Genomic DNA, 8,431 nt, shown 5'->3' on the forward strand with positions numbered 1-8,431 from the left:
TAAGTAATGTACCCAAAAAAAGACATTCTGAATATCAGAATATCTTTCTTTAGAATATGCTATTTACAATACTTTCTGCAAGAACTCTTTTGCGCGCTGGGATGATGGTGCTGTAAAGAAAAGCTCAGGAGCGCTGTCCTCCACAATAACTCCCCCATCAAGGAAGAGGACTCTGTCAGCCACTTCTTTCGCAAAGCCCATTTCATGCGTTACAATGGCCATCGTCATCCCTGAATTTGCCAAGGATTTCATAACCTCAAGAACCTCTTTGACCATTTCAGGGTCAAGAGCAGAGGTTGGCTCATCAAACAGCATAATCTCCGGCTTCATTGCAAGCGCACGCGCAATGGCGACACGCTGCTTTTGTCCGCCTGAAAGCTGTCCTGGATACTCATTTGCTTTTTCTGCCATTCCAACCTTGGTGAGAATATCCATCGCTTCCTTCTTAGCCTCATCCTTTTTCATCTTCTTCACCTTCATAGGTGCGTATGTGACATTTTCAAGAACGGTCTTATGCGGGAAAAGGTTAAAATGCTGGAACACCATTCCAACATTTTGGCGCATTGCAAGGACATTCGTCTTAGGAGCGGTAATTTCTTCTCCCTTGATCCAAATGGCTCCGCCAGTCGGAGTTTCCATTAAGTTGAGACAGCGAAGGAATGTTGATTTTCCGGAACCGGAAGGGCCAATAACAGCAATTACTTCCCCTTCCTTGATTTCTGTCGTAATTCCTTTTAACACTTCTAGTTTGCCGAAGCTTTTTTGTAGATTCTCTACTTTAATCATGAATGCTGCAACCTCTTTTCAACCATTTTTCCAATAAACGTGAGAATCATGACGAGGACATAATAGATGAGACCCGCAAACAAGAGCGGTTCTAAATATTGGAATGTCTCTCCCCCGACCTGATAGGCCCTTCTCATAATATCCATGACACCGATTGTTGTCACGATTGCTGATTCCTTCGTTAACGTAATAAATTCATTCATCAAGGCCGGAAGGATGTTTTTATATGCCTGCGGCAGGATGATGTTCGCCATCATGCTTGTATAAGGAACGCCCAGCGCCATCGCTGCTTCCTTTTGTCCTTTATCAACGGCCAAGATCCCGCCGCGGATGATTTCTGAAATATAAGCTCCTGAATTCAAGGAAAAAGATAGCACAGCGGCCCAATATCCTTCAATCTGAAACCCGAATAATTGTGGTGATGCAAAGTATATAATCATCAATTGAAGGACAAGTGGTGTACCGCGGAATATACTTGTATAGAAATCAGCCAGCCAGATCAGCGCTTTAAGCTTAGAGATTTTGCACAGAGCAAGCAAGGTTCCTAGAATAAAACCAAAAACAGCTGCAAGTGCTGCGATTTGAAGGGTGATTTTCACCCCTTCCAAAATATAAGGCATCGATGGGATAATTCCCGTAAAATCTAAATTCATAATAGGTTCTCCTTCTTCATGATTCATCTATCGTGTCATAGGGGGACATGAAAAGCAGATAATAAAAGAAGAATTTCAGAGGGATCAAGCCCTTCTGAAATTCTCCCGTCCTGCTTATTCAGCGTCTTCGTCAAACCATTTCACGATTAATTCTTCCAATTCTCCGTTTTCCTTCATTTTTTGAAGTTCTTCATTGAATTGTCCGCGTAATTCACTGTTCTTTGGAAAGGCCATTGCATAGCCGACTCCCTCTTCGTTCTGCTCAAGTAAAAAGCCTGTCAGGTCATCATTCTTTTCGAGATACCCCTCTGCTACTGTATCTTCAATGATTGCTGCATCAAAACGGCCAGCTTTAATTTCTTGTACAAGTTCAGGAATTCGGTTACGGTCTTCAACTTTTATATTGATTGTTTCAGCAAGCTCATCGGCTTTTGTTTCCTGGATGGATCCCATCTGTGCGCCGACTGTTTTTCCTTCAAGGTCTTCCGCACTGGAGATTCCGCTGTCTTTTGTTGTTACAACCATGTGATTGGATGTATAATAAATGTCTGAGAAATCAACACTCTTTTCCCTTTTCTCGTTCGGTGTCATTCCAGCCAGCACGAGATCAGCCTGTCCATTTTTCAGTGCGGTAATCAATCCGCCAAAGTCCATGTCAGAGACTTCTAATTCATAGCCGAGCTTTTCAGCCAATGTCTTCGCTAAATCAACATCAAATCCGATGATTTCATCACTCTTGGCCGTATCAATGTATTCAAAAGGCTTGTAATCAGCGGAGGTCGCCATTTTCAAGACCTTTTTATCACTTGCGTTTTCGCTTCCAGATTCTTCGCTGCCGCAGGCGCTTAATAATACCCCAGCGAATACGATAGTCAATAAACTAAGTAGCCACTTTTTCATGTGTGTTTCCCCCAATATGTTTGTTAATCAAATTCATATGCACTCTTCATTTTCATACAAACTATTAAACCATAAAAATTATATATATACAACAAAATGAATTTTAACACATCATTTTTTAGATTGCACGTTTTGTTTTCATTCTATATTAATAACATAATTCTTCCACTAAAAGAGAATACCAAGGCATTGTTAATTATCTACATTTTCAGATAACACTATCTCTACAACCCTATGACTCTTCTTTATTCAAAATCTATGCATAAAAAAGTATATACTTATGGCTTCTTTCCTCTTTACGCAAAAAAAGCCAATGCCCTTTTCGTGGAGCATTGGCTTCTTGCCGGTTTAAATTTCCTCGCAGTATTCATCAAAGGCCTGCTGCAATGCGGATATAACTTGCATTGGCTCATGGCCTTCAATCTCATGTCTTTCAATCATCTTAATAATCTCTCCGTCCTTCATTAAAGCAAATGAAGGAGAGGATGGCGGATAACCCGTGAAATATTCTCGTGCCCTTGCTGTTGCTTCCTTATCTTGCCCGGCGAATACCGTCACAAGATGATCGGGGCGCTTATCGTAATTCACGGCGTGATAAGCAGCCGGACGTGCGATCCCGCCTGCACAGCCGCAGACGGAATTGACCATGACAAGCGTTGTTCCTTTCGCTTGAAGGGCCTCGTCTACCTCTTCTGTCGTTTTAAGTTCTTTATATCCAGCATTCTGTATTTCCTGCCTTGCCTGGCGGACTACATCATTCATAAACAAATTGAAATCCATGCTCATGCCGTTTGATCTTCCTTTCCGGTCTTTTTCCTTCATTTTACCAGATGAGTATAGAATTAAAAAATAATCCAGCCTATAGGTTTATCCACCTTTTACGGCGGGTAAACTACCTTTAATTAAGATTTATCCCTATACTCCCTTGATTGAAGGATGGCATTCTATGCTATCCCTTTTTTTATGGCACTAAGCTCATTTTACTTCTTGTTTAAAGAAAAATAAATATTTATTAGTTCTCTAGCCGCCGCTGAAGGCAGGACCTTTCCTTCTATAACGTTCTGTTCCTGCCTTTGGAGAGAGACTTTCATATCCTCATCCTTCAGGAAGCGTTCTACTAAGAGACGCCTCATCTCAGTATGCAGCCATTTCCCAGCCTGAGTTCTTCTCCTGCTATCATAGATTCCAGACTTTTTAGTCTCTTCCATAAAGGATAAGATCAGCTTCCAAATATCATCCAATCCATGCTGATAAAGAGCTGAACAGGTTAACGCCGCAATAGTCCATCCGGGAGTCGCAGGATTAATCCCCATCGTGACACGCCTGTATTCTTCCTTTGCCATAAGGGCTTTCTCTTCATTATCCCCGTCCGCCTTATTGACTGCTATAGCATCAACGAGCTCAAGAATCCCCTTTTTCATTCCTTGCAATTCGTCTCCCGCTCCTGTTAAGGCGAGCAGAAGGAAGAAATCAACCATATCCCTTACTTCTGCTTCACTTTGTCCGACACCAACCGTTTCAACGATAATGACAGAGTACCCTGCTGCTTCGCATAAAAGAAGGCTTTCCCTTGTCTTTCGATGCACACCGCCAAACTCCCCATCTGACGGTGTCGGACGGATGAAGGCGCTTGGATGACGGGAAAGCTTCTCCATTCTTGTTTTATCGCCAAGGATACTTCCGCCGCTGACGGGTGAGCTTGGATCAATAGCCAGAACAGCCACCCGATGTCCTAGACTACAAAGATAAAGACCAAAGCTTTCAATAAAGGTGCTCTTTCCTGCCCCAGGCACACCTGATATCCCGATTCTCACAGCATTTCCGGTACTCGGGAGCACCTTCTCAAGAATGGCTTGCGCAGCTTGCTGATGGCTCTCCTGTCTGCTCTCCACTAAAGTAATCGCCTTTGAGAGAACGCTCACGTTCCCCTCCTGAAGATTTAAGGCTATATCATGGACTTGAAGGTTTACTGGCCCTTTTCTCTTAAATCTTCTTCCTTCCTTCTTACTCATTAATCGGACACTTCCTCATAACCAAGCTCTTTGTAGATTTGTTCCATGATGGTCACAGCTGCCTCTGGAATAACTGTTCCTGGTCCAAAAATTGCAGCCGCTCCATGTTCGAGCAAATAATCATAATCCTGTTTAGGGATTACTCCTCCGGCAATGATGATAATATCCTCTCGGCCTAATCGTTTCAATTCCTGTTTAAGCTGAGGAAGCAATGTTTTATGTCCGCCAGCAAGAGAGCTCATCCCGATGACATGCACATCATTCTCGATGGCTTGCTTAGCTGTTTCTTCAGGTGTTTGGAATAACGGTCCCATGTCAACGTCAAAGCCTAGGTCTGCATAAGCGGTTGCTACTACCTTTGCTCCTCTGTCATGACCGTCCTGACCCATTTTTGCAATAAGAATGCGCGGACGTCTGCCCTCATGCTCCATGAACTCCTCCGTCATCTCTCTAACTTCCTGAATCTTCTCTTCCTGCTGATAATGACGTCCATATACACCGCTCACTGTTCTCACTTCAGCCTGATGTCTTCCTGATATTTCTTCAATTGCATCGGATATCTCTCCTAAAGTGGCACGCAGCATCGCTGCCTCTACAGCATATTCGAGCAGATTGCCTTCGCCAGTACGGGCTGATTCTGTCAGTTTCTCCAATGCTGCATGAACTTTTTCATGATCACGTACTTTCTTAATAGCCTGGAGTCTCTCAATCTGTTGGCTTCTCACCTTTGAATTATCCACTTCAAGAATGTCAAATTCATCGGTTTCATCACTTCTGTACCGATTCACCCCTATGAGTGACTCTTCTCCAGAATCAATTCTCGCCTGCCTTTTAGCGGCAGCCTCCTCAATGCGCATTTTCGGAATGCCGGTCTCAATCGCCTTTGCCATACCGCCAAGCTTCTCAATTTCTTCAAGATGACCCCACGCTTTCTCAATGAGACTCTTGGTCAAAGATTCTACATAATAGGAGCCGCCCCACGGATCAATGACATTAGTTAAGCCGGTTTCCTCCTGCAGGAACAGCTGAGTGTTACGTGCAATCCGTGCAGAGAAATCAGTCGGAAGGGCAATCGCCTCATCAAGTGCATTCGTATGAAGAGATTGCGTATGTCCCATTACAGCTGCATGCGCTTCAATCAAGGTTCGGGCAACATTATTGAAGGGATCTTGTTCCGAGAGACTCCATCCAGATGTTTGCGAGTGGGTGCGAAGGGCCAATGATTTCTCATTTTGCGGATGAAATTGCGTCATCAGGGTTGCCCATAAATAGCGAGCCGCCCGAAGCTTCGCCACCTCCATGAAATAATTCATGCCGATTCCCCAGAAGAAGGAGAGCCTTGGCGCAAATGTATCAATCGGGATTCCCGCATCCAACCCTGAACGGACATACTCAAGTCCGTCAGCGAGTGTGTAGGCAAGTTCAAGATCAGCAGGTGCGCCTGCTTCCTGCATATGATAGCCTGAGATGGAGATGCTGTTAAACTTCGGCATCTTCGAGGATGTATAAGCAAAGATATCCGAAATAATTCTCATTGACATTTGCGGAGGGTATATATATGTATTACGAACCATGTATTCTTTTAAAATATCATTTTGGATCGTTCCTGATAGTTTCCCGACCTCTGCCCCCTGTTCAATGGCAGCCGCGATATAAAAGGCCATCACAGGCAGCACAGCCCCATTCATTGTCATTGAAACAGACATTTTCTCAAGCGGGATCCCCTCAAACAAGATTTTCATATCCTCAATGGAGTCGATAGCGACACCAGCCTTGCCTACATCCCCAATTACTCGAGGGTGGTCAGAGTCATACCCGCGGTGAGTGGCCAAATCAAAGGCCACTGACAGACCCTTCTGCCCCATCTCCAGATTCCTTCTGTAAAAAGCATTGGATTCCTCTGCCGTAGAGAAACCTGCATATTGCCTGACCGTCCATGGTCTGTTGACATACATCGCTGCATACGGTCCTCTCGTATAAGGGGCAATCCCCGGATAGGACGGCATATGGGGAAGCTGCGTAAGATCCTCTTTTCCATAAACCGCCTTAATAGAGATTTGTTCATTCGTTTCACTTACCGCCTGATATTCGTCTGTCTTCTCTAAAGAAGGATGAGCGGTTGTTTTCCAATCAATCTTTGAAAAGTCTGGTCTCTTCATGCCTCTACCTCCTGCGTGGATGAAAGAACCGTGAGCCATTCAATCATATTCACGCTCCGGTCTATCTGCTGATATTTAGTGTGACCGCTGAAATCGCCAATTGTATATACACGGACATGAGGAGCCAGGGCTAATGCTGATAGTTCCTCATGAAGATCCTCCTCTTTGCCGCAAATGATGAGATGCATGACTTCAGACTTCTTGACAAAATGCTGGATTTCCTCTGTTTTGCTGATTCCCTCTTCCGCTTGATAGCCTAACCCGCCAGATGCCAGAATCTCTTTAGCAAAATCCATATAAGGTTTATACGCTTTCAGCTCTCCGATACCAGCCAAGCCAATTCGTTTCGCCTTTTCCTCGTTATGCCAGCTCAAGTTCATGGAACGGATTACCTCAAATTCACTAGAGAGGGTAATCGGTTTAAGCGGGGTAATCTCTTTCATCTTCATTTCGGACTGTTCGATAGGCTGTTTAACAGCCACATCAGGACGTGCCTCTGCTGGATTCGCATACGCATTGACCCCAATGATTTTCTCTTTTCGCAGAGATACATTCTCAAGGCGCTTCCGTGCCAGACCGGAAAGCTCCGTTTGTATCGTTCCCTTCTTCAAGGCTGCAAGAATACCCCCGGTGCGTTCTAATTCAAGGAACCGCTCCCAAGCTTTCTCGCATAGTTTATCGGTCAGCGCCTCCAAATAGTAGGAACCGCCCCCCGGGTCCTCCGTTTGACAAATACCCGCCTCTTCCTTCAGGATATGAACAATGTTTCGTGCCATTCGGACACCAAGCGAGCTCCCTTGAGAAAGCATCGTATCAAACGGTGAAACAGTTATGTACTGACAGCCTCCAGCCAATGCTGCAAAGGCTTCATTACTCGTTCGAAGAAGATTGACATGGCGGTCATAGCTTGATTTATTGCGACCCGATGTTTTAGCATGAATCACCATCATACAATCTTCAACTCCATAAGCTTGTCCAACGGTACTCCATAGCCTTCTAGCCGCTCTAAGCTTTCCAATTTGGATAAAGAATTGGGAATCGACGGCGAATGAGAAGACCATCTGCTTCGATCCCATCCTCTGATCAAGACCTGCTGCCTGGACAGCATTCATATACTCCACACCAGCAGCAAGCGCATAGGCAATCTCACTTGCCGCATCAGCCCCCGCTTCATGGTAAGGAGTTGTATCGACCATAATTGTTTTTATATCAGGATGATTCAGTCCCCATTCTCCTATGAGGGAAATCCAGTTTGCTAATTCATTCTTTTCATTGATTGGCAGCCCGCCTGCTTGAACCCATTCCATGATTAAATCACGCGTGACGGAGCCAGTGATAGTCAAACCGCTCTCCATGATCGCCTGCTGCAGCCTGCCCGCTTGGATAAAAACGGGATATTCATCAATCGGCAAATCAGACAGAAGCCTTATCACCTCATCAGGCTTTAAAGAGTCCGCCTTAAATGAAATGGTATTCTCTCCGCCCCTTATTCCTTTCCGGACAGCCTCCTTTACAGCCTCAGCATCCCGGCCTTGATTCTCTTGGCAAATCCATAATTCCTTTGTCCCGATTCCTCTTGTATAAGGAGGAACACCCGGGTGCTCCCTATCATCTATGCTTTCGGAATAAAGCGGTTTCAAAATAATGTTTTCATAGGTTTTCGTTTGTAAGCTAGCTGCATCTTTCCCTTTTAAGGAACGCTTAACAGCCTCTTCCCATTCCTGTTCAGTACTTTGTGAAAATACATGATTTCTCAACATATCCAGACTCATAGCTTGCTTTCTTTTGTTCGGAATGCTCCGAGAAAGAAAGCTCCCTCCCCTCATCAGTCATTTATTTCTGATAATTCCATTTTATCACAACATTTTCCAAACCTCTTCCTTCTTGATACAAAAAGAACTTTTGAATGGCTGTGAGCGCA

At 44.5% G+C, this 8,431-nt stretch carries 7 protein-coding genes; all 7 read right to left on the reverse strand.

Annotated elements, in window-relative coordinates:
• Nucleotides 1–63: 63 nt before the first annotated feature.
• The 7 genes from ACI35L_RS16265 to ACI35L_RS16295 all read right to left on the reverse strand — a co-directional run bounded on the left by ACI35L_RS16265 (nt 64) and on the right by ACI35L_RS16295 (nt 8,270).
• Nucleotides 64–786, reverse strand: a complete 723-nt coding sequence (locus ACI35L_RS16265) for an amino acid ABC transporter ATP-binding protein (protein WP_049670217.1) — start codon at nt 784–786, stop codon at nt 64–66.
• On the reverse strand, nt 783–1,439 hold the full coding sequence (locus ACI35L_RS16270) for an amino acid ABC transporter permease (RefSeq protein WP_049670216.1): 657 nt from the start codon (nt 1,437–1,439) through the stop codon (nt 783–785). The genes ACI35L_RS16265 and ACI35L_RS16270 overlap by 4 nt, the downstream gene beginning before the upstream one ends.
• Before the next feature lie 114 nt (nt 1,440–1,553).
• Nucleotides 1,554–2,339, reverse strand: coding sequence for a transporter substrate-binding domain-containing protein (locus ACI35L_RS16275; RefSeq protein WP_049670215.1), 786 nt, complete (start codon nt 2,337–2,339; stop codon nt 1,554–1,556).
• A 348-nt stretch (nt 2,340–2,687) separates the two neighbouring features.
• Nucleotides 2,688–3,125 (reverse strand): BrxA/BrxB family bacilliredoxin, encoded by a 438-nt coding sequence (locus ACI35L_RS16280; RefSeq protein ID WP_439803319.1) that lies wholly within the window; start codon nt 3,123–3,125, stop codon nt 2,688–2,690.
• Between the two features lie 194 nt (nt 3,126–3,319).
• Nucleotides 3,320–4,351: a methylmalonyl Co-A mutase-associated GTPase MeaB gene (gene meaB, locus ACI35L_RS16285; RefSeq protein WP_439803320.1), complete on the reverse strand. Its 1,032-nt coding sequence runs from the start codon at nt 4,349–4,351 to the stop codon at nt 3,320–3,322.
• The gene (scpA, locus tag ACI35L_RS16290; RefSeq protein WP_049670212.1) at nt 4,351–6,510 is read right to left on the reverse strand and encodes a methylmalonyl-CoA mutase; all 2,160 of its coding nucleotides are present in this window, start codon (nt 6,508–6,510) and stop codon (nt 4,351–4,353) included. Before scpA ends, meaB begins: the two co-directional genes overlap by 1 nt.
• Nucleotides 6,507–8,270 carry a methylmalonyl-CoA mutase family protein gene (locus ACI35L_RS16295; RefSeq protein WP_439803321.1) on the reverse strand — a complete coding sequence of 588 codons (1,764 nt, stop codon included), beginning with the start codon at nt 8,268–8,270 and terminating at the stop codon, nt 6,507–6,509. The genes scpA and ACI35L_RS16295 overlap by 4 nt, the downstream gene beginning before the upstream one ends.
• Nucleotides 8,271–8,431: the final 161 nt, after the last annotated feature.

The sequence above is a fragment of the Pradoshia sp. genome, from assembly GCF_051873915.1.
Taxonomy (GTDB): Bacteria; Bacillota; Bacilli; order Bacillales; family Pradoshiaceae; genus Pradoshia.